Origin of the sequence: Actinotalea sp. Marseille-Q4924, assembly GCF_916618755.1 — a bacterium.
Taxonomy (GTDB): domain Bacteria; phylum Actinomycetota; class Actinomycetes; order Actinomycetales; family Cellulomonadaceae; genus Actinotalea.
The window spans coordinates 207451-231593 of record NZ_CAKAKB010000002.1 but is presented as its reverse complement, the minus strand read 5'-3'; the positions used below and the strand labels follow the sequence as shown (position 1 = coordinate 231593).

Sequence of the window (24143 nt, the reverse complement as noted above, 5' to 3'; positions counted from 1 at the left end):
CATGAAGGTCTGCTGAAGATGCTGTGCGGCCGGTGGATCCGCGAGCACGGCCCGCCCCCCGGCGCTCACCATGAACAAGCCGACGCCCTCGATGAAGACTCGCTGAAGATGCGTCGGCGGACCCCGGTGGTCCCACCTCCCGTCCCCCGGCGCCGTCCTACGGTCCGGGCAGACCGGCTCACCGAGCCGTGCGCGACACCCCTGGGAGGACCTCCGTGACCACCACGCCGACGACGCCCCACGCGTCCGGTGCCACCGCACCACCCCCGGCCGGCGGACCCGCCGCGCCGAGCGCCCCGACGGCGCCCGACGCCGCCGGAACCGTCGAGCTGACCATCGGCGGCATGACGTGCAGCTCCTGCGCGGCGCGGATCGAGAAGAAGCTCAACCGCATCGACGGCGTCACCGCGACGGTGAACTTCGCGATGGAGACCGCCACCGTGCGGCTCGCGACCCCGGTGCCCGTCGAGACGCTCGTCGCCGCGGTCGTCGACGCCGGCTACACGGCCACGGTCCCCGCACCGCCGTCGGCGGACGCGGCGGCCGACGACGCCGCCCCCTCCCCCGCGGACGACGCCGTCGCGCAGCTGCGGCAGCGGCTCGTCATCACGGCGGTGCTGACGCTGCCGACCCTCGCCCTGGCGATGGTGCCCGCGCTGCAGTTCGAGTCCTGGCAGTGGCTCTCGCTGACGCTCGCCGCGCCCGTCGTGGTCTGGGGCGCCCTGCCGTTCCACACGGCCGCGTGGAAGAACCTGCGGCACCGCTCGGCGACCATGGACACGCTCATCTCGATGGGCGTGAGTGCAGCCTTCCTCTGGTCCGTCTACGCGCTGTTCCTCGGCGACGCCGGCATGCCGGGCATGACGATGGAGTTCACGCTCTTCCCCGAGCCGGGGTCCGGCAGCAGCGACATCTACCTCGAGATCGCCGCCGCGCTGACCATGTTCATCCTGCTGGGGCGGTACTTCGAGGCCCACGCGAAGCGCCGGTCCGGCGCCGCCCTGCAGGCGCTCCTCGACCTCGGCGCCAAGGACGTCGCGGTCCTGCGCGAGACCCCGGACGGTCCCGCCGAGGTGCGGGTGCCGATCGAGCAGCTGGGCGTGGGCGACCGGTTCGTCGTGCGGCCCGGCGAGAAGGTGGCGACGGACGGCGTCGTCGTCGACGGCACGTCCGCCATCGACGCCGCGCTCCTGACCGGCGAGTCCGTGCCCGTGGAGGTGGCGCCTGGCGACCCGGTCACGGGAGCCACGATCAACGCGGGCGGACGGCTCGTCGTCGAGGCGACGCGCGTCGGCGCCGACACGAAGCTGGCGCAGATCGCCCGGCTCGTCGTCGAGGCGCAGTCCGGCAAGGCCGCGGTGCAGCGCCTCGCCGACCGCATCTCCGGGGTGTTCGTGCCCGTGGTGATCCTGCTGTCGCTCGGGACGCTGACGACCTGGCTGCTCACGACCGGAGACACCGTCGCGGCGTTCACCGCCTCGGTCGCGGTGCTCATCATCGCCTGCCCCTGCGCGCTCGGCCTCGCCACCCCCACCGCCCTGCTCGTGGGCACGGGTCGCGGGGCGCAGCTCGGCATCCTCATCAAGGGCCCGGAGGTCCTGGAGTCCACGCGCAAGGTCGACACCGTCGTCCTCGACAAGACCGGCACCGTGACCACGGGCCGGATGACCCTGCAGCACGTCGTCCCGGCCGACGGCGTCGACGCGACCGAGGCGCTGCGGCTCGCCGCGACCCTCGAGAACGCCTCGGAGCACCCCATCGCCATGGCCATCGCGGCCGGTGCAGTGGAGCGCGGCATGACGCTCGGCGAGGTCGGCGACTTCCGCAGCACCCCGGGTCGGGGCGTCGAGGGCGTCGTCGAGGGGCGCACGGTCCTGGCCGGTCGCCCGGCGTGGGTCACGGAGGCCGGTGCCGCCCTGCCGTCGGTGCTCGCGGCCGCCCTGGAGGAGGCCGAGGACGCCGGCCGCACCGCCGTCGTCGTCGCCTGGGACGGCGCGGCACGCGCGGTCCTCGTCGTGGCGGACACCCTCAAGCCGACGTCCGCGGAGGCGATCAGCCAGCTGCGCCGACTCGGCCTGCGGCCCGTGCTCCTCACCGGCGACAACGCCCGCGCCGCCCGCGCGGTGGCCGCCCAGCTCGGGATCGAGGACGTCGTCGCGGAGGTGCTCCCCGAGGACAAGGTCGCCGTCATCACGCGGCTGCAGGCCGAGGGCCGCACGGTGGCGATGGTCGGCGACGGCGTCAACGACGCGGCCGCCCTCGCGCAGGCCGACCTCGGCCTCAGCATGGGGACCGGCACGGACGCCGCCATCGAGGCGTCCGACCTGACCCTGGTCCGTGGCGACCTGCGGTCGGCCGCGGACGCGATCCGCCTCGCCCGCCGCACGCTCGGAACGATCAAGGGCAACCTCTTCTGGGCGTTCGCCTACAACGTCGCCGCGATCCCGCTCGCGGCGTCCGGCCGCCTCAACCCGCTCGTCGCGGGCGCCGCGATGGCGTTCTCGAGCGTGTTCGTCGTGTCCAACTCGCTGCGCCTGCGCCGCTTCGCCGGGTGGTCGCAGCAGGGTGGGGAGTCCTGATGCCCGCCACCGTCGAGCTGCCGGTGCAGGGCATGACGTGCACGGCCTGCGAGCGGCGCATCGCCAAGGCCCTGACGAAGGTCCACGGCGTCAGCGACGCCCGTGTCTCCGTCCGGCGCGGGCGCGCGACCGTCCGCACCACGGGCCGGGTGCCGCGCAGCGCCCTGGTCCGCGCCGTCCGTGCCGCGGGCTACGAGGTCGGGGAGGACGCGAGCGCCTGGTTCAGCCGCGACCGGACCGTCTGGCGGGACCTCGCGGTCGCGGTCGCCGTCCTCGTCGTCCTCGGGCTCGCGCTCGAGGCCAGCGGGCTCACCGGTCTCGCCGACCGCGTGGGCGGCCTCGCCTCCTCGGGCAGCCTCGCGCTCGTCGTCGTGCTCGGCCTGGCCGCCGGGTTCTCGACGTGCATGGCGCTCGTCGGCGGCCTGGTCCTGGCGGTCTCCGCCCGGCACGCCGAGCAGCACCCGGGCGGGTCCACGCGGCAGCGGATGCGCCCGCACGTGGCGTTCAACCTCGGCCGCGTCGCCGGGTTCGCGGTGCTGGGCGGTCTCACCGGCGCCCTCGGCTCGGCGCTCAGCCTGAGCGGGCACATGGTGGCCGTCCTCATGGTGGCCGTGTCCGTCGTCATGGTCGGCCTGGGCGTCCGCCTCACCGGCCTGTCGCCGCGCCTGTCCCGCAGCACCGCGGTGACCCTGCCCACCGGCCTCTCGCAGGGGCTGGGGCTGGAGAGCACCGGCAGCAGCTACTCCGACCGCCGCGCCGCACTGCTCGGGGCCGGGACGTTCCTGCTGCCGTGCGGGTTCACGCAGGCGGTGCAGGTGTACGCGCTGTCGACCGGCGACCCGCTCCAGGCGTCGGCGATCATGACGCTGTTCGCGGTCGGCACGATGCCGGGCCTCCTCGGCGTCGGTGGGCTTGCCGCGCTGGCCCGCGGCGCCTCCGCGACCCGCTTCTTCCGGTTCGCCGGCGTGGCCGTGCTGGCGTTCGCCGCCGTCAACGTCAGCGGCGCCCTCGGCATCCTGGCGCCCGGGCTCGTCGCGCCGGCGACGGCGGCGTCGGGCGGTGCGGGGTCCGGCTCGTCGGCCGCCGGCCCGGGCGCGGTGTCCGAGAACGTGACCCTCACCGAGGACCTCCAGACGGTCCGCACCACGCAGGTCGCCGCGGGGTACGAGCCGTACGAGGCGGTCGTCGTCGCCGGGGTGCCGATCCGCTGGGAGATCGACTCGGTCGCCGTCAGCTGCGCCGCGTCGCTGTGGGCGCCGGACCTCGGCATCGAGCCGCAGGTCCTCCGGCCCGGCGTGAACGTCGTCGAGCTGGTCCTGGACGAGCCGGGGACGTACGCCTACTCCTGCGGGATGGGCATGTACTGGGGCGCGATCACGGTCGTCGAGGCGGAGGCGGCGGGCGTCGGCGCGGCGGGGTGACAGGGGTTCCCGGGGAGCGACCGCTCCCCGGTCTTCATCGAACCTTCATCGGACGCGACGGGTCCCGCCCGGGGTCGTCACGGAGGGTGGACCGGTACTCGCCGGTCCACCGGGCCGGCCCCGCACCACCCCTGGGAGCCCGCCGATGACCCGCCGCCTCGCCACCGCGTCCGGAGCCCTCGCCCTCACCCTCGCGCTCGGCGCGTGCGGCTCGACCGCCGAGACGGTCGACGCGCCGACGCCGTCCAGCGTCTCGGAGCAGGGCGTCGACGACCCGGCGACCTTCGCGGAGGCGGACACGGAGTTCGCCCAGATGATGGTCGTCCACCACGAGGGCGCCATCGAGATGGCCGGGTACGCCGCGGAGGATGCGACCACCGAGGAGGTGCGGGCGCTCGCAGAGCGCATCGAGGCGGCCCAGCAGCCCGAGATCGAGCTCATGACGGGCTGGCTGCAGGAATGGGGCCAGGACATGCCGGACGACGCCGACATGAGCGGCATGGACCACGGCGGCATGGACATGGACGGCATGGACCAGGAGGGCGCCATGGCCGAGCTCCGCGACCTGTCGGGCGCCGACGTCGACCGCCGGTTCCTCGAGCTCATGATCGACCACCACCGTGGCGCGGTGGAGATGGCGGAGACCCAGCGCTCGTCCGGCGAGAACGCCGAGGCGGTCGAGCTGGCCGGCCGGATCATCGACGACCAGCAGGCGGAGATCACCGAGATGGAGCGGCTCCTCGCGGACCTGTGACACGCAGGTGGGAGGGTGTCGCCATGACACCACCCCCCAGGGACGACCCGGTCCCCGCGCCCGGGGCGGGGCGCGAGGGCGGCGCCGCACGCCGCCCCCGGTTCGAGGAGCTCGGCTGGGAGCGCACGCCGATCGGCGACATCAGCCTCCGCCGCCGCGTGGACCCGCGCTCCGGCGAGGACGTGTACGAGGTCAAGCTCGACGAGGCGTACCTCATGTCGAGCCTCTTCACGGCCGGCGAGGTCGAGCTGAGCCGCCTCGCCCTCGCGCACGCCCCCGCGCGGGCCGGTCTGCGCGTCGTCGTCGGCGGCCTGGGGCTGGGCTGCACGGCGGCGGCGGTGCTGGACGACCCGCGCGTCGGAGAGCTCGTCGTCGTGGACGCGCTGCGACCCGTCATCGGCTGGCACGAGGCGGGGCTCGTCCCGCTGGGGCGGCGGGTGTCGGGTGACGCGCGCTGCCGGCTGGTCGAGGGCGACTTCTTCGCCCTCGCGGCCGGTGACGGGGCCCTGGACGGCGGCGCCCCGCGCCGCTTCGACGCCGTCGTCGTGGACATCGACCACTCCCCGCGCCACGTCCTGGACCCGGCCAACGCGACGTTCTACACCGAGGCCGGCACGCGCCGGCTGCTGGACCACCTCGAGCCCGGCGGCGTGTTCGCGCTCTGGTCCGACGACCCGCCCGACGACGACTACCTGCGCGTCCTGCGCACAGGGTTCGCCGAGGCGACGGCCACGACCGTCGACGTCCCCGGGGCCGTGGCCGGGCTCCGCTCGGCCAACACGGTCTACGTGGCGGTCGCCCCGGCCTGAGCGTCGTCCACCCGGTCGTCGTCCGCCGTCTCGTCGTCCTCCGCGCGCGCCCGCTCGTCGGAGCCCGCCTCGGCCTGGAGCTCCGGCAGCAGCTCGTACCGCGTGCGGTAGAGGTTCAGGAGGGACAGCAGCATCGCGACGACGGGGATCGCCAGGAGCGCCCCGGCGACGCCGAACATGGACACGCCGAGGATGACCGACGCGAAGCTCACCGCCGGGTGGATGTTCACGGCGCGCGCGCTGATCCGCGGCTCGATCGTCAGGTTCTCGATCTGCTGGTAGACGATGCCCCAGGCGAGCACGATGACGCCGAGCCACGGGTTCGGGCTGAGCAGCCCGACCAGCACCGGCAGCACGATCGAGATGTACGTGCCGATCGCGGGGACGAACTGCGCCACCAGACCCGTCCACAGCGCGAGGGCGAGCCACGACGGCAGCCCGATGACGAGGAAGACGATGCCGCTCGCGGTCGAGTTCACCGCGGCGAGCAGGACCCGGGCCGCCACGTACCGGCCGGTCTTCTCCGCCGTGGTGTCCCACACGACGAGGGTGGTGCGCTGCGCCGCAGGCGGGAAGAGGGAGGCGATCCAGCGGCGCAGCCGGGGGCCGTCGGCGGACAGGTAGAACAGCAGCAGCGCGAAGGTGAAGAACGTCGCAACCGCCCCGGCGACGGAGCCGAGGATCGCCAGGACGCCCCCCGCGAGGTCGCTCGCGACGCCGGCCGCACGCTCCGGCGACAGGTCGATGGACGACATCAGCGCGCGCAGCTCGTACTCGGTGCCGAAGGTGCGGTTGACCCACGCGAGCCCGTTCTCGACCAGGTCCGGGACGCTGCGGACGAGGTTCGCGACCTGCTCCACGACGAGCTGGCCGAACAGCCCGAAGAACAGCACGAGGAAGACGACGACGCCGAGCATCACCAGACCGGTCGCCGCGCCGCGCCGCATGTGCTGGGAGAGCCGGCTCACCGCCGGCTCCATCGCGAGCGAGAAGAACCACGCCATGACGGCGGTGAACAGCAGCGAGCTGCCGTGGTCGAGCACGAACCGGACGACGACGACGAGGACGAGCAGGCCGACGACGACCAGGCCGATCCGCCACACGTTGCCCGGGTCGAGCTCGACCCGTCGCCGGACGCCGACCTGCGTGACCCTGCTGCGGTTGCCGACCACCCCGCCTCCTTCGCTCACGACGATCCTGCCGGACCGTACGGGCGCGCCCCGTGAGGCGCGCGTGGACGATGCCCTGCCATGCCCGAGCCGGCGGGCGTCCGGAGGGGGCCCGCACCCACCTGTGGATCGGCTGGCCGGCGCCCGGCCCGCCGCGCGGTCCGGCACCCGCCCTCCTAGCGTGGCCTGGTCCCGTCGTCGGCAGGTCTGGAGCGTGAACCGGTCATGAGCACCCCGCGGCACCACGACGTCGTCGTCATCGGCGGCGGGAACGCCGGGATCTCGCTCGCCGCGCGCCTGCAGCGCGACGGCTGCCGCGACGTCGCGATCGTCGACCCGAGCCTCGTCCACCACTACCGGCCGCTGCTCTCGTACGTCGCGGGCGGCATGGCGACGCTGGAGGACCTGCGTCGCCCGCAGGAGGACGTGGTCCCCGCGGGGTGCCACCGGTACGTCGACCGCGTCGTCGGCGTGGACCCGGAGCGGTCGGTGGTGCGGCTGTCCGGCGGGGAGGAGCTCGGTTACGGCGACCTCGCCGTCTGCCCCGGCTCGGAGGTGGACTGGGACGCGATCCCGGGGTCGCGGGAGGCGATGGACACCCCGGCGGCGTCGACGAGCTACCTGCCGGAGCACGCGGCGGACACCTGGACGATGCTGTCCGGGCTGCGCGCGGGTCGGGCGGTCTTCGCGATCGCGGACCGGCACGTGCCCTGCGCCACCGTGGGGCTCAAGCCGCTGTTCCTCGCGGCGGACCACTGGCGGCGCGAGGGCGTGCTGGAGGGGGTCGAGATCGAGCTGCTCGTCGAGAGCGACGACCTGGTGCCGTTCGGTCGTGCGGACCGGCTGCTTCGCGAGGCGGCCGCGGAGCACGGCGTGCGCGTCCGCACCGGGGTGCGCCTCGAGACGGTGGACCCGGTCGAGCAGGTGCTCCACGTCACCACCGACGGCGCGGCGGCCGACCGGTCCGCGGAGGCCGTGCCCTACGACGCCCTCTACCTCGCTCCCCCGCACCGCGCTCCCGGGTGGGTCGCGGCGAGCGGGCTGGCCACGGACGACAGCGCCGGCTTCGTCGCCGTCGACCCCGGGACGCTCCAGCACGTCCGGCACCCGCGCGTGTGGGGGCTCGGGGACGCCGCCGCGACCGACGCGCTGCCGTCGGGTGGTGCGCTGCGCAAGCAGGTGCCGGTCGTGGCCGAGAACATCGCCGCACGACGCACCGGCCGGCCGATGCGCCGCTACAGCGGCTACTCCGTGGCGCCGGTGACGACGTCGCGCCGTCGGCTGCTGCTCGCCGAGTTCGACCGGGCCGGACGCGCGGAGCCGACGGTCCGCCTGCCCGACCTCGTCCGTCCGCGCCGGAGCCTGCTCCTCTTCGACCGGCACGTCGAGCCGCAGGTGTACTGGCACCGGCTGCTGCGCGGGAAGGTGTCCTGAGGCGCGTCCCGCCGTCCGGGACCCGCTGCTCTGGATGCGCCGTGCCCCGTCGCGCGTAGTGTCGTGAGAAGGACTACGGGAGGGGCGCACGTGAGGCGGGACGTCGTCGGCTCGTCGGCAGGCGGGGTGCAGACCCTGGTCGCGCGCCCAGCCCTGCGGAGCGTGCAGTGACGGCGGCGGCACAGCCGGACCGCGCGACCGGGCGCCAGGCGCTCACGACGGTGCCCGTCCTGGGGACCTACGTCCGCATGGCCGCCGCCCGGCTCGCCGTGCGTCTCGGTCCCGGTGTGGCCGCGACGGCGGTCCAGCGGTCCGCGGGGCAGCTCACAGGTGTCGGTCGGGACCCGGGTCACGTGGCGCTCGCGACCCAGGTGGGACCGGTCACCGACGCGCTCTCGAGCTCGCAGGTCCTCGCCGTGCCCGACGTGCTCACCACGGACCGGTGGCCGGCGTGGCGCTCGGCGGCCGAGGAGGCACAGGTGCGCTCCGCCCTCGTCGCGCCCGCGCGGTCCGGGGCCCGCTGCGCGGTCGCGATCGCCGTGCTCGGACCCCGGCCGCGCCGGTGGACCGCCATGGAAGTCATGGCCGCCGACACCGCGGCGCAGGAGGTGGCGAGGGCGGTCCAGCTCTGCGAGAGCCTCCTCACGTCCGCTCCCGCACCGATCCGCCGCTCCGGCGAGGCAGCGCTCCTCGTGGACCAGGCCGTCCAGGCGCTCGTCGAGCAGACGGGTGTCGACGTCCTCCAGGCCCTCCGCGAGCTGCGACGCGCCGTCGCCGACCACGGTGGCGACGTGCCGGCGGCATGCCGCGCGGCGACGGGGGTGACGGGTCCCGCGGAGTCGGTGGCGTTGCCCGCCCCCTGACCCCGCTCACGGGCGTCGCGCGGCGTATCGTTCGCCGGTGCTCATCGACCCCGCGGCCGGCGCCCCGCGCCCCGACGTCCCCGGTCTCACCGCCTGCAGCCTGTGCGCCGGAGAGACGCTCGGCGAGGCCGACGCTCCGGGCGGCCAGCTCGCCCGCCTGCGCCGCCTGGCCGACGACGGCGTCGCGCGCCTGACGCTCTCCGAGTGCCTCGACCAGTGCGAACGCGGGGACGTGGTCGTCGCGCGGCCCGCGGCGGCGTGCCGGAAGGCCGGCGCGCGCCCCGTGTGGTTCGACCGGCTCGCCGGCGCCGAAGCGACCGCGCACCTGGCGACGTGGCTGAGAGACGGCGGGCCCGGCGCGGCACCGGTTCCGCGCCAGCTGCGCGCGAACGTCATCGCGCGGGTGACGACGGACCCCGAGGCGGACGGAGCGGGCCCGACGGACGACGCGGCCGGGGCCGACGACGCAGCCGGCTGACGACCCGCCCGAGGACCGACCTGCCCGGCCATCTGGGACCTTCGTCCATGTGAGCGCTCTCATCCCCGGTCGTAGCCTGGCGCACAGATCTCCGGACCCCCCACCGGTCGATCTGCTGGACGGGCGCCCCTCCCCCCTGCAGGGCGCCCGGACGCCTCGCCCACGACGCGCCACGACGCCGTCGGGGTGGGATGGACGGTGCCGCCCCCGCTGCGACGGGTGGACGGGGGCGGCGCCGGTCACCCGGGCGTGCCGGTGACGCGCCGTGCCGTCAGCCGCGCACGGTGACGCAGCAGTACCCCGCCTCCGGCGCGAGCCGTGCCTGGAGGTCTGTCGCCCCGACCCCCTCGAGGACGCCCTCCACCAGGGACACGTTCATGCCGCACACCAGGCCGGTGTGGTCGGCCGCGAGCCGGTCGAACGGGCAGTTCACCAGGCGCAGGTCGCCCCCGACGACGCGTGGCTCGTACCCGTTCCGTTCGAGCACCGCCCGCGCGCGCTCGAGGCCGCTGCCCCGCCCCACGGCTCCGGCGGCGTCGTCGTCGGCGAGCTCCCGACCGGTCTCGCGCGCGACGGCGGGCAGCGTCTCGGCCACCGGCACGCCGCCCCGCGTCGCCCGCTCGATGGCCTCCGCCATGACGTCACTTGCGAGGTCGTACCGGCGCGGCGGGACGGACAGGGAGACCTCCCTGTCCGAGCGGCGGTACAGCTTGGCCGGCCGGCCCGCTCCCGGCCCGGTGCGGCCGGAGAGCCGGCGGTACTCGACCTCCAGCAGACCCGCCGCGGCGAGCCTGTCGAGGTGGAACTTCGCCGAGTGCACCGGAGTGCCCAGAGCCTGCGCCGCCTGCTCGCGGCTCACCGGCTCCTGCTGGCGCAGGACGTACTCGTACAGCGCCCGGCGCGCCGGCTCGGCGAGGACACCGACGCCTTCCAGCCGACCTGAGAGATCGCCCACGGGAACCTCCATCCCTAACGGAGACAAGTATTGACGAAAACTCCTCGAACTTCTACCGTCGAGTCAGGAGTTCTTTAGAACGTCGAGGAGGTCGCCGTGCAGCACGCATCCGCCACCGGGCACGCCCCACCGGAGAGGTCGTGGCGTCCGAGACTCGTCCCCCAGGTCGCCGTCGTCGACCTCGCCGCCGCCGAGGCCGCTGCCGCGGCGCTGCTCAGGGCGCTCGGCCAGTCGCTCGACTCGCCGCACCTAACGGAGACGCCCCGGCGCATGGCGGCGGCCTACGCCGAGCTGCTCACCGCCGAGCCGTTCGACTTCACCACGTTCCCCAACGACGGCGGCTACGACGAGCTGGTCCTCGTGCGTGACATCCCCGTCACGTCCGTGTGCGAGCACCACATGCTGCCCTTCACGGGCGTCGCGCACATCGGCTACCTGCCGGGCGAGCGGGTGCTGGGCCTGTCCAAGTTCGCCCGGCTCGTCGAGGTGGTCAGCCACCGCGCCCAGACGCAGGAGCGGCTCACGACCCAGGTGGCGGACCACCTCCAGCAGCAGCTCGCGCCGCGGGGGGTCGGCGTCGTCGTCGAGGCGGAGCACAGCTGCATGAGCCTGCGCGGTGCCCGCGCCGTCGGCGCCCGCACCGTCACGTCCGCGCTGCTCGGCACGCTGCGCAGCGACCCCGCCTCACGAGCGGAGTTCCTCTCCCTCGTCCGATCCCACCAGGAACGACGATGAGCACCTCGAGCACCGACCACCGCACCTTCGTCATCGTCGGCGGCGGGCTCGCCGCCGCGACGGCCGCCGCGACGCTGCGGGAGGAGGGATTCGACGGCCGGCTCGTGCTGCTCGCCGCCGAGCGGCACCTGCCGTACGAGCGCCCGCCGCTGTCCAAGGGCTACCTCGCGGGTGAGGCGACGCTCGCGGACGCGACCGTGCACCCGGCGGACTTCTACGAGACGCACGGGGTCGAGCTGCGGCTCGGCACACCCGCGACCGCGCTCGACGTCGACGCCCACACGGTCACCGCCGGCGACGAGACGATCACCTACGACCGGCTGCTCCTCGCCACGGGCTCCTCCGCACGCCGGCTGCCGCTCGCCGACGACAGCGGTGCTCCCGTCGCGTACCTGCGCACGATCGACGACGCGGAGCGGATCGCGGCGGCGCTGCGGGAACGGGCCCGCCTCGTGGTTGTCGGCGGGGGCTGGATCGGGCTCGAGGTCGCCGCGGCGGCGCGGGCAGCCGGCTGCGACGTCGTCGTGGTCGAGCCGCTCGAGGAGCCGCTCCTGCGGGTGCTCGGGCCGCAGGTGGGGCACGCCTTCGCCCAGCTGCACCGTCGGCACGGCGTGGACGTGCGGACCGGCACGTCGGTGGAGGACATCACCACCGCGGGCGCGCCGGGTGTCGCCCTGGTGCGCCTCGGCGACGGCACCACCGTCGAGGCGGACCTCGTGCTCGTCGGCATCGGCGCGGTGCCGAGCACCACGCTGGCGGAGAAGGCCGGGCTCAAGGTCGACGACGGCGTGATGGTGGACGAGCACCTGCGGTCCTCCCACCCGGACGTCGTCGTCGCCGGGGACATCGCGCGGGCGCACCACCCGCTGCTGGGGCAGCACGTCCGCGTCGAGCACTGGGACACGGCCCTCGGGCAGGGGGCCGCGGCCGCGCGGACGATGCTGGGCACCGGCGAGCCGTACGAACGGCTGCCGTACTTCTTCACGGACCAGTACGAGCTCGGCATGGAGTACGTCGGGTACGTCGACCGCGACGGGTTCGACGAGCTCGTCGTGCGCGGGGACCTCGACGGCGTGTACCTCGCCTTCTGGGTCCGCCAGGGGCGGGTGCTGGCCGCCATGCACACCGGGGACTGGGACGCCATGGACGACCTGCGGGCCGTCGTGCGCGCCGGCGCGGTGGACCTCGACCGGCTCCGGGACCCGCAGGTGCCGCTGGGCGACGTGCTGGGCTGAGGCGGCGCGCTGCTGGGCTGGTCCGGGCGCCCTGCTGGCCGGAGCCCGACGGCGCCGTGCCGGCGAGCCCTCAGCCCCGCAGCAGCCGCTCGAAGAACGCGCCCTTCTGCGCCTCGTACTCCTGCGGGGACACCGCCCACGACGCGGCCTTGAGCGCGTTGAGCTCCGCGACTGCGTCGGGCTCGGCCGCGAGGCGCTGCCAGGTCCGGGTGAAGCGGACGTCGTGCTCCGAGCCCACAGGCGTGGCAGCGAGCCCCGCGGGCAGCCCGCCCGACAGCCCAGGGGGCACGGCGAAGGTCGCGAGCGTCGCGCACCAGATCTCCGGGTGGACGACCGGGAGGAGGTCCCGCAGGGCCGGCAGCGCCTCCTCCCACACGTCCGGCGGGACCCGTAGGTGGAGGTCGACGTCGCCTCGGGTCAGGACGCCGGGCACGGACAGCGCTCCGGTCAGGTGGACGGACCCGGGGACACGGCGGGCGCCCAGCCACCGGGCGACGTCGGCGTGGACCGCCGCTGCGGCGTCGTGCAGGTCCTCCGACCGGACGAGCCGTGCCGGTCCCCCGCCGTCTCGCGTCCGCCCCATGACCACCCGTCCGCCGACCCCGGACCGACCCGCCCGGACCGACCCGCCGGAGGACCGACCCGTCCGCCGTCCTCGCCGACGCTAGCCGCCGCGACGGGCGTGCGGGTCCGGAGTGCGCGACCCAGCGCGGGACGTCATCGCGCGGGGTGCCGTCCGCCCGGATACCGTCGATCGGTGAGTGCGGAGCCGCGGGGACCCAGCACACCGGCCGGTCGGGGCGACCGCTCGGTGACGGGGCGACTCGTCGCCGGCCGCTACCGCCTGGACCAGGTGCTCGGACGCGGGGGCATGGGGGTCGTCTGGGGTGGCCACGACGTCCTGCTGGACCGGCCCGTCGCCATCAAGGAGGTCGTCCCGCCCCGCGAGGCGGACGACACGGAGCGCGTCCTGCTCCGGGAACGCACGATGCGGGAGGCCCGGACGGCGGCGCGGATCTCCGCCGAGGGAGTCGTGGCGCTCTACGACGTCGTCGAGGACGACGCCCGGCCCTGGATCGTCATGGAGCGCCTGCCCGCCCACACCCTCGCCGACGAGGTGGCCCAGCGTGGCCCCCTGCCGCCGGAGGAGGTCGCGGCGATCGCCGACGCCCTCCTCGCCGGGCTCACCGCCGCACACGCCGCCGGGATCCTCCACCGCGACGTCAAGCCGAGCAACGTCATGTTCCGTCACGGCCCGGCGGGACGCCGCGTGGTCCTCGTGGACTTCGGGATCGCCCAGCTCGACGGGGACGCCAGCCTGACCGCGACCGGCCTGATGATGGGCTCGCCGGCGTTCCTGGCCCCCGAGCGCGCCCAGGGGCGTCCTGCCGGGCCGGCGGCGGACCTGTGGTCCCTCGGCGTGACCCTGTGGACGGCCGTCGAGGGGCACTCGCCGTTCCAGCGGGACAACGCCCTGGCGACGCTCACCGCGGTGATCACCGAGGACGTCCCCGCCGCCGAGCGCGCCGGACCGCTCGCGCCGCTGCTCGAGGGCCTGCTGCGCAAGGACCCGGCCGAGCGGCTCGACGCCCCGGCCGCGCGCGAGCTGCTCGACCGCCTCGACGCCGTGCCGTCCCGCCGGTCGGGAGGGACCTCCCAGCTTCCCGTCGCGGACCCCCGGGCGACCCAGGCCGCAGCGACACGGACCGCACCGACGCGCTCCGGCCCAGCGGGTACCCCGCCGGTCTTCGCGCCGACTCCCCCGTCGTCGGGCGAGGAGCGTGCCCACCCCGGTCTCGACGCCGCGGGCGGTGGGCCGGCGCCCCGGCAGGACCGTCGTCGTCGACGGCCCCTCGTGCTGCCGGTGGTCCTGGCGCTGCTGCTCGTCGCCGTGGTCGGGGGCTTCCTGGCGCTCGACGGCCTCCGGCCGGACGGCGACGGGTCGGCGACGCAGGACCAGGAGCAGGAGGCTCCGGCCGATCCCGGCGGCGCCGACACGGACCCCGAGCCTCCCGCCGACGGCGGCGAGCCGGCACCGCCCGCGGAGGAGCCTGCGGCGGAGGAGCCCGCGGCACCGGCGCCTCCACCCGCACCGGAGCCGCCGCCGGAGGGCGGCGCCGAGGAAGGGTCCGGTGCCGACGGGTCCGAGGGTGCCGCCGCGCCTCCGGGGATGGAGCTGTACACGGACCCGAGCGGCTTCAGCGTCGCGGTGCCGCAGGGCTGGGAGGCGGAACAGGACGGCCCGCGCGTCTACCTGCGGGACCCCGCCTCGTCGGCCTACCTGCTGGTGGACCAGACCGACACCCCCGCCGCCGACCCGGTCGCCGACTGGAAGCAGCAGGAGCCCGCCGTCGCCGGGCGGCTCACGAACTACGAGCGCATCGGCGAGATCGAGGCCGTGGACTTCCGGGGGTGGCAGGCCGCCGACTGGCAGTTCGTCTTCGGGGAGGACCAGGGCACGCGGGTCCTCAACCGGAACGTGGTCACGGCACCGGACCAGGCGTACGCGCTCTACTGGTCGGTGCCCACCTCACGGTGGGAGGAGATGCTCCCGGTCCACGAGCAGGTCGTCGGGAGCTTCCAGCCGCGGCCGTGAGCGGTCCGTGCGGTCCCGATCGGGACCACCCGCGTTCGCGGTCTTCCGGACCGCTGCAGAGACTGGGGTGATCCCACGACCCCGGCAGGAGGAGTACGGCATGTCGACCAGCAGCAGGACGATCCGCGCCACCGTGACGGCGGCCGCCGTCGCGGTGGCGGTCCTGAGCGGATGCGGGCAGGAGCCGCCGGCCCCCGGCGAGGACGTCACGGTCGCCGACGTGGCGGGCGCCGAGTTCAACGCGGGCGACGGGGAGAGCGGCTGGGACGAGCGGGTCGTCACGGTGCGCGGCCAGGTGCTGCGGATCCTCGATCCGGGGGTGTTCCTGATCGGCGATCCTGGCGCGTTCGAGCCGTCTGTGCTCGTGATGAGCCCGTCGACCGACTTCTCTGATCTCGGTCTGGACGTGACCGACGTGCTCATCGCGGAGGACACCGTCGTGGAGGTGACCGGGGCGGTCCGACGGCTGTCGCTGGGCGAGTTCCAGGAGGACTACGCCATCCCGTATGACGAGGACGTCTTCGAGGAGTACGCCGGTGACCCGGTCATCGTCGCCGACCGGCTCACGGCGGTCACCGGGGACTGAGCGCCGCGACGCCGGCCGCCGTGCTGAGCGGACACGCCCGGCTCCGCCGGGACCGTCGCTCGCGTGGTGGATCAGCCCTCCGGTGCCGGTGTCGGGGTGACCGCCTCGGCCGGGGTCACGTTCTCCGCCACGAGCACCAGGTCGCCCTCGTAGACCGAGTACACCCCGTCGTCCAGGTCCATCCCGAACTCCTCCTCCAGCTCTGCGATGTCGAACTGGCGGACGGTGCCCTGGACCTGGACGTACTCGCCGGTGTCCACGGCAGCCTGCTCGGCGTCCAGGACGACGACGTTCCACCCGGCACCGGCCAGCTGGAACGCCACGGTGCTGAGCACGCCCTGGACCTCACCGGCGATCGTGAGCGACTCGCCAGGAAGCGTCGCGACCTGGTCGGCCACGATGACGTTCTGGCCCTCGAACTCCTCGTAGAGCTCGTCGTCGTAGTCGACGTCGAGCTCCTCCTCGAGGTCCTCCTCGACGAACTCCCGGACGGTGCCCGTCACCTGCAGCACCCGGTCCTCGTCCGCGAGGTCCTGCGTGAGCTCGATCCCGAGGTCGGCGAAGGCCGGGGTGGAGCTGACGACGAGCACCGAGTCGCCGCCGAGGCCGTCACCACCGATGCGGAACGCCGTCTCGTCGACGATCTCGTCGATCTCACCGCTCACGGTGACCGTCTGGCCCAGCAGCTCCGCGCCGGGGTCGTTCTCGTCGGGGTCGGACTCGGCGACGTCCTCCACGCTGGTACCCGCCTCGGGCCCCGCGCTGTCGTCAGAGCAGGCGGTCAGCGTGAAGGCGGTCGCGATGGCGACCGGGGCGGCCAGGTACTGCTTGCGTGTGGCGATCATGGGGGTCTTTCCTTCCGTCACGAGCCTGGAGGCTCTGGCGTTCGGACTCCTCCACCGTGCGCAGCCGGTTCTGGACGTCGCAATCGCTGGCCGGCCGAGCGGTCGGAACGTTACGCCTTCGTGACTCCGGGGGCCACATTCCCAGGCCTTTTCCAGGCTCGTGCCAGGATATCCGCAGGTCAAAGTCCAGAATAATGATTCGAATTCCCAAGCAACGGTCATGTGGTCGTCGTAAAACAGACTTGCTGACAGGCGGGGCGCCACCGACGCACGTACCGTCATGACGGTTCCTCCAGCGAGAGAGGCTTTCGCCACCATGGCTGCCAGCGCGTCCAGTGATCCCCGACGACGCCGCGGGTCGCTCGAGGTCGAGTCGTCGCCGCGCACCCCGACGCCTCCTGAGGCCCACTCGGAGGCGGACCTTCGCGGCGTCGGGCGGTTCGGCGGCGCGGTGGCCCTGGGCCTGGTCGGCGTCCTGGTGGGTGCCGTGCCGTTCCTGGGCCTGCTGGCCCTGGTCGAGAGTCGGTGGGAGCCGCTGCACCGGCTGGATCTGGCGGTCGCGGACGGCCTCAACGCGCTGGTGGTGGGCACTCCGGTGGTCGTCCGGGTGCTCGAGGTCGTCTCGAGCTGGGCGGTGGAGCGGCGGCGAACCTCATCATGGCGGTGGCTGCGGTGTGGCTCCTGGTCCGCCACCAGCCACGCCTGGCCGCCTACGTCGCAGTGACCGGCGTGGGCCTGGCCGTCCTCGTCCCGGCGACGAAGTCCTGTCCCTCCTGTGGCTGACGGCCCTGCACCGCTACGTCCTGGCGCCGACGCAGCACCCCCCGAGGACGGCGACATGGCGGTACCGGGCGCGCGACGACCGCGCCGTCGGCGCCGCCGGCTCCTGAACGCCGCCGTCCGCACCGCGCGGGCCCGTCGCCGTGGCGGTGCTCATGGCGCCACGAGCTCGAAGAAGACGACCTGCGGTGCCGCGTTGATCCGGACCGGCACGATGCTGAAGCCGATGCCGCAGGTGACGAACAGGCTGTTGCCCTCCGCTCCGTACTCCTCGGGGGCGAAGCCATCGGCCACCACCTTCTCCTCCTCGGTCAGTGCGAGGTACGACCATCCCGGCGTCCCGGACAGCGCGATCTGGCCGCAGTGGGTGTGCCCGGCCACCGCGAGCGGCGCCGTACCAGCGGGCAGCCGGGGGAAGGCGGTGGGGTTGTGCACCATCACCACGCGCGGCGCGTCGGACGGCAGCCCACCCAGCGCTGCGTCGACATCCGTGAGACCGGGTCGGGTGGCCGCCAGACCGACGACGTGCAGCGGCTCCTCCCCCTCGGCACCGGCAGCGGGGGCCGGCGCGGGCACCTCGGCCGCCTCGTTCCGCAGGACCGTGAAGCCCATCTCCTCGAACGCCGCGGTGAGCTCCTCGGACGCCCCGACCGCGTGGTCGTGGTTGCCGAGGACGACGTACGTCGGCACACCGGCGTCGCGGAGGGGCTCGAGCAGCCGGGTCACCGTGTCGACCTGCTCCGACAGCCGCGGCGCCTCGCTGTAGACGAAGTCCCCGCCGACCAGGGCCGCGGCCGGGTCCTCCGCGACCACACGGTCGACGATCCGCTCGATCATCCCCTCGTTGGACCACCACATCCCGACCTGCAGGTCGGAGAAGACGGCCACCTCCGTACCGGCCCAGGAGTCGCCGAGACCCGGGACCGTGACCTCGTAGCGCCGGTCGTCCAGGACGAACCGCGGCTCCACGGCCACGCCGTACACCGCGAGCAGGAGCACGATCGACCCGAGGACACCGGCGACCCGCAGTGCCGTTCGGCGGCGGCTCCGACCGCGGTCCGCCATGTGGGTGTCCCTCCGTCGTCCGTCTTGCCCCTTGCGGGTCGCGGCCGTGTCACCGTGGCGTCCGGCCAGTCTCGCCCAGGAGCGGCGTGACCGCGCGGGGGGCCGCTCCGGGCGGGGCACGTCGGCAGCTCGGAGCCCGGGCCGTCGAGGCCGAGCTCAGCGCGCGCCCGCTGCACCCGACAAGCTCTCCGCCTGCGCGGATGCCGGGCTCCGAGACGTCAGGTGCCGGACGACGTACTGCGCGTCGGCCCCGGCGCCCCCGATCAGCATGGAGCGGAAGGAGGACTGGAAGGACAGGCCCGTGAAGTAGAGCCCCGGCTGGGACCGGACGACGCCACGGTGCTCGAGCGGCCACCCGTCGGGACCCGTCACGGGAAGGTCGATCCAGCTGAGGTCCTGCTGGAACCCGGTGCACCAGACGACGTTCTCGACCTCCAGGACGCGGCTGTCCCCGAGGACGGGCATCCCGTCGTGGATGCCGGTCATCCTCTCGGTGACGCGCTCGACGCCGGCGGCGGCGAGATCGGCCCGCTTGACGCGGGTGAAGGGCGCACCGTGATGGCGAGCGGCTTCGCGCTCCTTGCGGCCCATGGGGGTGCGGGTCGACAGGACGTGTCCCCACACGAACCACAGCACGGGCATCGCGACGCGCAGGCGCCGGCTCTCCCACGGGAGCGGGATCTGCCCGGTGTCGCGTCCGCAGAGCACCGTGGGATGCGACTGCGCCGCCTCCAGGGCGATGTCTCCGCCCGAGTGGGAGGCGCCGACGACGAGCACCCGTCCGGGACGCAGCTGCGAGGGATCCCGGTACTGCGAGGAGTGCAGCTGCAGCACGCCGGCGTCGAGATCCGCCGCGAAGTCCGGGACGGAGGGCGTCCGGCCGAACGTCCCGGTGGCGACCACGACGTTCTCGCACTCGACCCGGAGGTCACGTCGGTCGTCGCGCCCGTCGACGCTGCAGTCGACGACGTAACGATCCCCGTCGCGGCTGAGACGTCGGACGCGCGTCCCGCTCCGCACGGGGAGCCGGAAACGCTCGGCGTACTCCTCCAGGTAGTCCGCGACGTCGTCCTTCGCCGGGAAGGAGAAAGGGGGCGCAGGGAACCGCATGCCCGGCAGGCCGTCGTAGCCGGCGGGGCTGTAGAGCCGGAGCGTCGACCAGTGGGAGCGCCAGCTGTCGCCCACGCGACGACCGGCGTCGAGGATGACGAACGGCCGACCCCGCCTGGTCAGGTGGTAGCCGACGGACAAGCCGGCCTGACCCGCACCGATCACCACGGTCTGGGTCGTCTCCATGGTTCCTCCTGGTGTCACACCTGCATCTGCCTCGCGACGGTGCCGGAGCGCACGCCGAGAGAGGGGGGACGGGACACGTGGGTCCTCTGGTGCCGGTCCTGGTGCCGGTCCTGGTGCCGGCCTGCCCGGACCTCGTAGCGCACGTACCACGCGAGCATCAGGGCGGTCGAGACGAAGTAGAACGAGTGCAGGACCCAGATCGGGCCGGCGGGCAGGCTGAACACGTACGCCGAGTGGATGGCGTTCCCGAGGTTGGCCAGGCCGATGTTCCCGAGGCTGTAGGAGCGCAGGTCCCTGCTCCGACCGGCCTTCACGAGCATGGGCAGCATGCTGGCCGCGAAGATCGTGGTCGAGACGGAACCGGCGATCACCGCCAGGTCGAGGTCCACCGACATCACTCCCGCCCTCGTCGATGTCGAGGACTCTAGGAAGGGACCGGCGGGCGCCGCGTCGGACGAAGCGCGCAGACGCCATGGCGCAGACGTGGGTATTTCTGCGCAGTGCCGCCCCTACACCAGGTGGTGCTCGTAGGCGTAGGCCGTCGCGGCGGCCCGCGAGGAGAGGTCGAGCTTGGTGAAGATGTTGCTGACGTGGCGCGCGACGGTCTTCTCGCTCAGGAGGAGATCGCGGGCGATGGCTCGGTTCGTCTTGCCGGTCGCGACCTCCCGGATGACCTCGAGCTCGCGGGCGGTGAGGGGCCCGGTGCTCATCCCCTCGACCTCGGCACCGAGACCCGTCGCCGTGGCCAGGTCCAGCTCGGCGCCGAGTCGGCGGAAGACCCGAGCGGCAGCGTCCAGCTCCAGCTGCGCTGCGTCGTCGTCACCGAGCGCACGGCACGCCAGGGCATGCAGCTGCTGCACCCGGGCACCCAGGTACGGCGCGCCCAGCTCCCGGTAGCCGGCCAGCGCCCTGCGCAGCTGACCCGTCGCCGAGCGGGCGTCGCCCTCGGCGAGGAGGACCGCACCGTGCGCGTGCGCGTCCATCGCCGACAGCATCGTCGTCGCGTGGTCACGGGCGACGGCGGCCAGCGCGGCACAGGCCCGACGGGCCTCCTCCAGGTCCTCGGCGGCCAGGGCGATCTCCACGCACGCCATCAGCGTCCTGGGGTCGTCGCGCAGCAGCGGGTCGTCGAGCGCCCGGAGGATCCCTGCCCTCGCCGCGGCGTGGTTCCCCTGGGCGAGGCGCAGCAGAGCGAGTCCGGGCTGCGGCTCGTGGCCCACCTCGCTCGCCTGGAGGTACACGTCCTGGGCGGCCGCCAGCTCCCCGCGCAGGCGGTGCAGCTCCGCCTGCTCGTACAGGGCCATGCCGATGGCGTCCTGGCCGTCGGGCCCCGCGAACCGCAGACGGGCCAGCCGCACCTGCTCCATGGCATCGGGCCACGCCCCGGCCAGCAGGAGCAGCTGTGCTCGGTGCACGAGACACCGACCGCGGAAGGCCACGAGGCCGGGCTGGCTCTCGCACCACCTGCTGAACGAGCGGGTCCACTCGTTCGCCCTCTCCATCTCGTACGTCTTGTGGCATGCCCCCAGCACGGCGCAGTAGACGACGCCGGAGACGATCGGGTCGACCTCGTCGGCGGTCACGGCCACCATCACCTCGTCCAGCGAGGCGAACGCCCCGGTGTGGTCGCCGAGCAGGAGCATCGACTGTCCGCGACCCAGTCCGCCGAGGGCGCTGAGACCGGCGTCCCTGCAGCGCCGGCCGATCGACCAGGCTCTCGTGAACACGGAGAGGCTCTCTGCGGCATCGCCATGGAACAGGCTGTGAAGCGCACGGGGGACGAGGAGCAGCCCGGCGATCGGGCGGTCGGTGAACTGCTCGTCCGCCAGCTGGTGCGCCCTGGCCAGCCACCCCCCTGCCCGCGCCGTCTCCCCGCGGTTCAGCAGCTGGAAGGCGATCCAGAAGGCGCTGTGAGCGGCGTCCTCGGCCCGGCCGTGCCCGAGGTGGTCGTGGTAGGCGCGTTCGAGCAGACGCACACTGCGGTCCTCCTCGCCGAGCAGGTAGGCGGCGCGCGCGAACGCGTCGAGGTCTGCGGCCTCGAGGCCCGACTCCCCGTCCGCCGTCTCGAACAGCCGGTGGACCTGCTGCCACGCGTGTGCCCGGTATGCGTCTCGCGCCTGGCGCAGAACAGCGTCACTGCTCATCAGCGCTCCCGTCCTGAGCGCTCCCCTGCGCTCTCGAACGCGGACCTCCGTCCTCCGCACTCTACCGCCGGCCCCCCGGCAGCATGGAGGGGCGTCGTCGTCGCCGGCAGTCGCACGAGCCGGCAGCGGGCCGGGGGTACCGCTCCCGCTCCGACGGTGCTCGGGCACGGTGACGGGGCCTGTCGTAGCGTCGACATCTGCGTCGACACCCGTGCGGACAGATCCGACCACCGCACCCAGCGAGCTGCCCGGAGGAACTGGATGGCCAACCGCCTCGCCCGCAGCACCAGCCCGTACCTGCAGCAGCACGCCGACAACCCCGTCCACTGGTACGAGTGGGGCGAGGAGGCGTTCGCCGAGGCGCGCCGTCGCGACGTCCCGCTGCTGATCTCCGTCGGCTACGCGGCGTGCCACTGGTGCCACGTCATGGCGCACGAGTCGTTCGAGGACGACGCGACCGCTGCCGTGATGAACCGGCACTTCGTCACCGTCAAGGTCGACCGGGAGGAGCGCCCGGACGTCGACGCCGTCTACATGGAGGCGACCCAGGCCATGACCGGCCGCGGTGGGTGGCCCATGACGGTCTTCGCGACGCCCGACGGGCAGCCCTTCTACTGCGGCACCTACTACCCGCCGCGTCCGGCGCACGGCATGCCGTCGTTCGGCCAGGTGCTCGAGGCGATCGCCGACGCGTGGGGCAGCCGTCGGTCGGAGGTCACCGACACCGCCGTCGGCATCCGCCAGGCGCTGGCCGCACGGCCGCCGGTCGCGCCTGACACCGGACCGGTCACCCCGGACCTCACCCGCGCCGCCCTGGCCGCGCTCGAGCAGACCTTCGACGCCACCCGCGGCGGCTTCGGCGGCGCACCCAAGTTCCCGCCGTCGATGGTGCTCGAGTGGCTGCTGCGGCACTCCGCGCGCACGGCCGCGGCGCGCGTCCGCGACCTCACCGAGGACCCGTCGCTGACCACCGGTACGCCCGCGCGCGACCACGACCACGCCCTCGCCATGGCGGAGCGCACGCTCGAGGCGATGGCCCGCGGCGGGATGTACGACCAGCTCGGCGGCGGGTTCGCCCGCTACTCCGTCGACGCCGACTGGGTCGTCCCCCACTTCGAGAAGATGCTCTACGACAACGCCCTCCTCCTGCGCGTCTACGCGCACTGGTGGCGCCAGACGTCGTCCCCGCCGGCGGCGCGCGTCACGACCGCGACCGCCGCGTTCCTCCTTCGGGAGCTGCGGACCCCTGAGGGCGGCTTCGCGTCGTCGCTCGACGCGGACAGCCTCGACGAGCACGGGCAGCCCGCCGAGGGGGCGTTCTACGCCTGGACCCCCGCGCAGCTCACCGAGGTCCTCGGCGACGACGACGGCGCCTGGGCGGCCGACCTGCTGCGCGTCACCCCCGCGGGGACGTTCGAGCACGGCAGCTCCGTCCTCCAGCTCCGCACGGACCCGGAGGACGACGACCGCTGGGAGTCCGTGCGGGAACGCCTCCTCGCCGCCCGCGAGCGCCGGCACCGCCCCGGCCGGGACGACAAGGTGGTCGCCGGCTGGAACGGCCTCGCGATCGCGGCCCTCGCCGAGGCGGGCGCGCTCCTCGACCGCCCGGAGTGGGTCGACGCCGCACGAGACGCGGCGCGGCTGCTGCTCGACGTCCACCTGGTGACGGGCAGCGACCCCGTCCGCCTCCGCCGGACCTCGCGCGACGGCGCCGTCGGTACCGCGCCCGGTGTCCTCGAGGACTACGTGCACGTCGCGGACGGCCTCCTCACCCTGACGCAGGTGACCGGCGAGACCTCCTGGGCCGGGCACGCCCAGGCGCTGCTGGACTCGGTGCTCGCCCGGTTCGGCGACGGCACGGGCGGCCTGTACGACACCGCCGAGGACGAGACGGACTCGGTGCTGTCGGCGATCCGTCGTCCGCGCGACGTGGGCGACGGCCCCGCGCCGGCCGGTCAGTCCGCCGCCGCGGGGGCGCTGCTCACCTCGGCGGCCCTCACCGGTTCGAGCCCGCACCGGACGGCCGCAGAGGCAGCACTCGCCGAGCCCGCGGCGGTCGGCGCCCGCATACCCCGCGCCGCCGGGTGGGCGCTCGCCGTCGCGGAGGCCCTGCTCGACGGGCCGCGCGAGGTCGCCGTCGTCGGCCCGGCGGACGACGGGCGCACCCACGCGCTCCTGGCGGAGGCGCGACGGTCGGCCGCACCCGGCGCCGTCGTCGTCCACGGGGAACCGGGCGCCGATCCGGGACCGGTGGCGCTCCTCGCCGACCGGCCGCTCGTGGACGGCGCCCCGGCGGCGTACGTGTGCCGCGGCTTCGTCTGCGAGCGCCCGACGACGGAGCCGGCGACGCTGCGGGCCCAGCTGCGCGCCTGACGCCAGCTCCTCACATCGCGTGGGGC

At 74.4% G+C, this 24143-nt stretch carries 21 protein-coding genes; 13 read left to right on the top strand and 8 right to left on the bottom strand.

Features of this window, described 5'->3' with window-relative positions; all coding sequences use genetic code 11:
* Positions 1 to 215: 215 nt before the first annotated feature.
* The 4 genes from LG379_RS05325 (at position 216) to LG379_RS05310 (ending at position 5563) form a co-directional block, all read left to right on the top strand.
* Positions 216 to 2579, top strand: coding sequence for a heavy metal translocating P-type ATPase (locus LG379_RS05325; RefSeq protein WP_370634434.1), 2364 nt, complete (start codon positions 216 to 218; stop codon positions 2577 to 2579).
* Positions 2579 to 4000, top strand: coding sequence for a sulfite exporter TauE/SafE family protein (locus LG379_RS05320; protein WP_225753553.1), 1422 nt, complete (start codon positions 2579 to 2581; stop codon positions 3998 to 4000). Before LG379_RS05325 ends, LG379_RS05320 begins: the two co-directional genes overlap by 1 nt.
* A gap of 145 nt (positions 4001 to 4145) precedes the next feature.
* Positions 4146 to 4754, top strand: a complete 609-nt coding sequence (locus LG379_RS05315; RefSeq protein ID WP_225753552.1) for a DUF305 domain-containing protein — start codon at positions 4146 to 4148, stop codon at positions 4752 to 4754.
* A 23-nt stretch (positions 4755 to 4777) separates the two neighbouring features.
* On the top strand, positions 4778 to 5563 hold the full coding sequence (locus tag LG379_RS05310) for a spermidine synthase (protein ID WP_225753551.1): 786 nt from the start codon (positions 4778 to 4780) through the stop codon (positions 5561 to 5563).
* Here LG379_RS05310 and LG379_RS05305 read toward each other — a convergent pair.
* A complete protein-coding gene (locus LG379_RS05305) occupies positions 5539 to 6735 on the bottom strand; it encodes an AI-2E family transporter (RefSeq protein WP_225753550.1) in 1197 nt (398 codons plus the stop codon). The two genes, LG379_RS05310 and LG379_RS05305, sit on opposite strands and share 25 nt — an antisense overlap.
* 222 nt (positions 6736 to 6957) lie before the next feature.
* On the opposite strand from LG379_RS05305, the gene LG379_RS05300 reads away from it, so the two are divergent.
* The 3 genes from LG379_RS05300 to LG379_RS05290 all read left to right on the top strand — a co-directional run bounded on the left by LG379_RS05300 (position 6958) and on the right by LG379_RS05290 (position 9507).
* Entirely contained in the window at positions 6958 to 8166 is a 1209-nt protein-coding gene (locus tag LG379_RS05300) for an NAD(P)/FAD-dependent oxidoreductase (RefSeq protein ID WP_225753549.1), read from the top strand.
* A gap of 167 nt (positions 8167 to 8333) precedes the next feature.
* Positions 8334 to 9029, top strand: coding sequence for a GAF domain-containing protein (locus tag LG379_RS05295; protein ID WP_225753548.1), 696 nt, complete (start codon positions 8334 to 8336; stop codon positions 9027 to 9029).
* A 37-nt stretch (positions 9030 to 9066) separates the two neighbouring features.
* The gene (locus LG379_RS05290) at positions 9067 to 9507 is read left to right on the top strand and encodes a hypothetical protein (RefSeq protein ID WP_225753547.1); all 441 of its coding nucleotides are present in this window, start codon (positions 9067 to 9069) and stop codon (positions 9505 to 9507) included.
* 271 nt (positions 9508 to 9778) lie between these two features.
* On the opposite strand, the gene LG379_RS05285 is transcribed toward LG379_RS05290, so the two are convergent.
* Positions 9779 to 10462, bottom strand: coding sequence for a metalloregulator ArsR/SmtB family transcription factor (locus tag LG379_RS05285; RefSeq protein WP_225753546.1), 684 nt, complete (start codon positions 10460 to 10462; stop codon positions 9779 to 9781).
* A 96-nt stretch (positions 10463 to 10558) separates the two neighbouring features.
* Here LG379_RS05285 and folE point away from each other — a divergent pair, with 96 nt between their 5' ends.
* Positions 10559 to 11197: a GTP cyclohydrolase I gene (gene folE, locus LG379_RS05280; RefSeq protein ID WP_225753545.1), complete on the top strand. Its 639-nt coding sequence runs from the start codon at positions 10559 to 10561 to the stop codon at positions 11195 to 11197.
* The gene (locus LG379_RS05275; RefSeq protein ID WP_225753544.1) at positions 11194 to 12432 is read left to right on the top strand and encodes an NAD(P)/FAD-dependent oxidoreductase; all 1239 of its coding nucleotides are present in this window, start codon (positions 11194 to 11196) and stop codon (positions 12430 to 12432) included. Before folE ends, LG379_RS05275 begins: the two co-directional genes overlap by 4 nt.
* Before the next feature lie 70 nt (positions 12433 to 12502).
* Here the strand turns inward: LG379_RS05275 and LG379_RS05270 are convergent, their stop codons facing one another.
* Complete coding sequence (locus LG379_RS05270) at positions 12503 to 13015, bottom strand: hypothetical protein (RefSeq protein WP_225753543.1); 513 nt, start codon at positions 13013 to 13015, stop codon at positions 12503 to 12505.
* Between the two features lie 174 nt (positions 13016 to 13189).
* Between LG379_RS05270 and LG379_RS05265 the strand changes: the two genes are divergently transcribed.
* Positions 13190 to 15028: a serine/threonine-protein kinase gene (locus LG379_RS05265; protein ID WP_225753542.1), complete on the top strand. Its 1839-nt coding sequence runs from the start codon at positions 13190 to 13192 to the stop codon at positions 15026 to 15028.
* 100 nt (positions 15029 to 15128) lie between these two features.
* Positions 15129 to 15614, top strand: coding sequence for a hypothetical protein (locus tag LG379_RS05260; RefSeq protein WP_225753541.1), 486 nt, complete (start codon positions 15129 to 15131; stop codon positions 15612 to 15614).
* Between the two features lie 71 nt (positions 15615 to 15685).
* On the opposite strand, the gene LG379_RS05255 is transcribed toward LG379_RS05260, so the two are convergent.
* Complete coding sequence (locus tag LG379_RS05255) at positions 15686 to 16459, bottom strand: hypothetical protein (RefSeq protein ID WP_225753540.1); 774 nt, start codon at positions 16457 to 16459, stop codon at positions 15686 to 15688.
* Positions 16460 to 16775: 316 nt separating this feature from the next.
* Between LG379_RS05255 and LG379_RS05250 the strand changes: the two genes are divergently transcribed.
* Positions 16776 to 17183 carry a hypothetical protein gene (locus LG379_RS05250; RefSeq protein ID WP_225753539.1) on the top strand — a complete coding sequence of 136 codons (408 nt, stop codon included), beginning with the start codon at positions 16776 to 16778 and terminating at the stop codon, positions 17181 to 17183.
* Positions 17184 to 17392: 209 nt separating this feature from the next.
* Here LG379_RS05250 and LG379_RS05245 read toward each other — a convergent pair whose 3' ends face one another.
* The 4 genes from LG379_RS05245 to LG379_RS05230 form a co-directional block, all read right to left on the bottom strand.
* Positions 17393 to 18304 carry a metallophosphoesterase gene (locus LG379_RS05245; RefSeq protein WP_225753538.1) on the bottom strand — a complete coding sequence of 304 codons (912 nt, stop codon included), beginning with the start codon at positions 18302 to 18304 and terminating at the stop codon, positions 17393 to 17395.
* A 156-nt stretch (positions 18305 to 18460) separates the two neighbouring features.
* On the bottom strand, positions 18461 to 19600 hold the full coding sequence (locus LG379_RS05240; protein WP_225753537.1) for an NAD(P)/FAD-dependent oxidoreductase: 1140 nt from the start codon (positions 19598 to 19600) through the stop codon (positions 18461 to 18463).
* A 14-nt stretch (positions 19601 to 19614) separates the two neighbouring features.
* Positions 19615 to 19995, bottom strand: coding sequence for a hypothetical protein (locus LG379_RS05235; protein ID WP_225753536.1), 381 nt, complete (start codon positions 19993 to 19995; stop codon positions 19615 to 19617).
* A 114-nt stretch (positions 19996 to 20109) separates the two neighbouring features.
* Positions 20110 to 21744, bottom strand: coding sequence for a LuxR C-terminal-related transcriptional regulator (locus LG379_RS05230; protein ID WP_225753535.1), 1635 nt, complete (start codon positions 21742 to 21744; stop codon positions 20110 to 20112).
* Positions 21745 to 22005: 261 nt separating this feature from the next.
* Here LG379_RS05230 and LG379_RS05225 point away from each other — a divergent pair, with 261 nt between their 5' ends.
* A complete protein-coding gene (locus LG379_RS05225) occupies positions 22006 to 24117 on the top strand; it encodes a thioredoxin domain-containing protein (protein WP_225753534.1) in 2112 nt (703 codons plus the stop codon).
* Positions 24118 to 24143 lie beyond the last annotated feature (26 nt).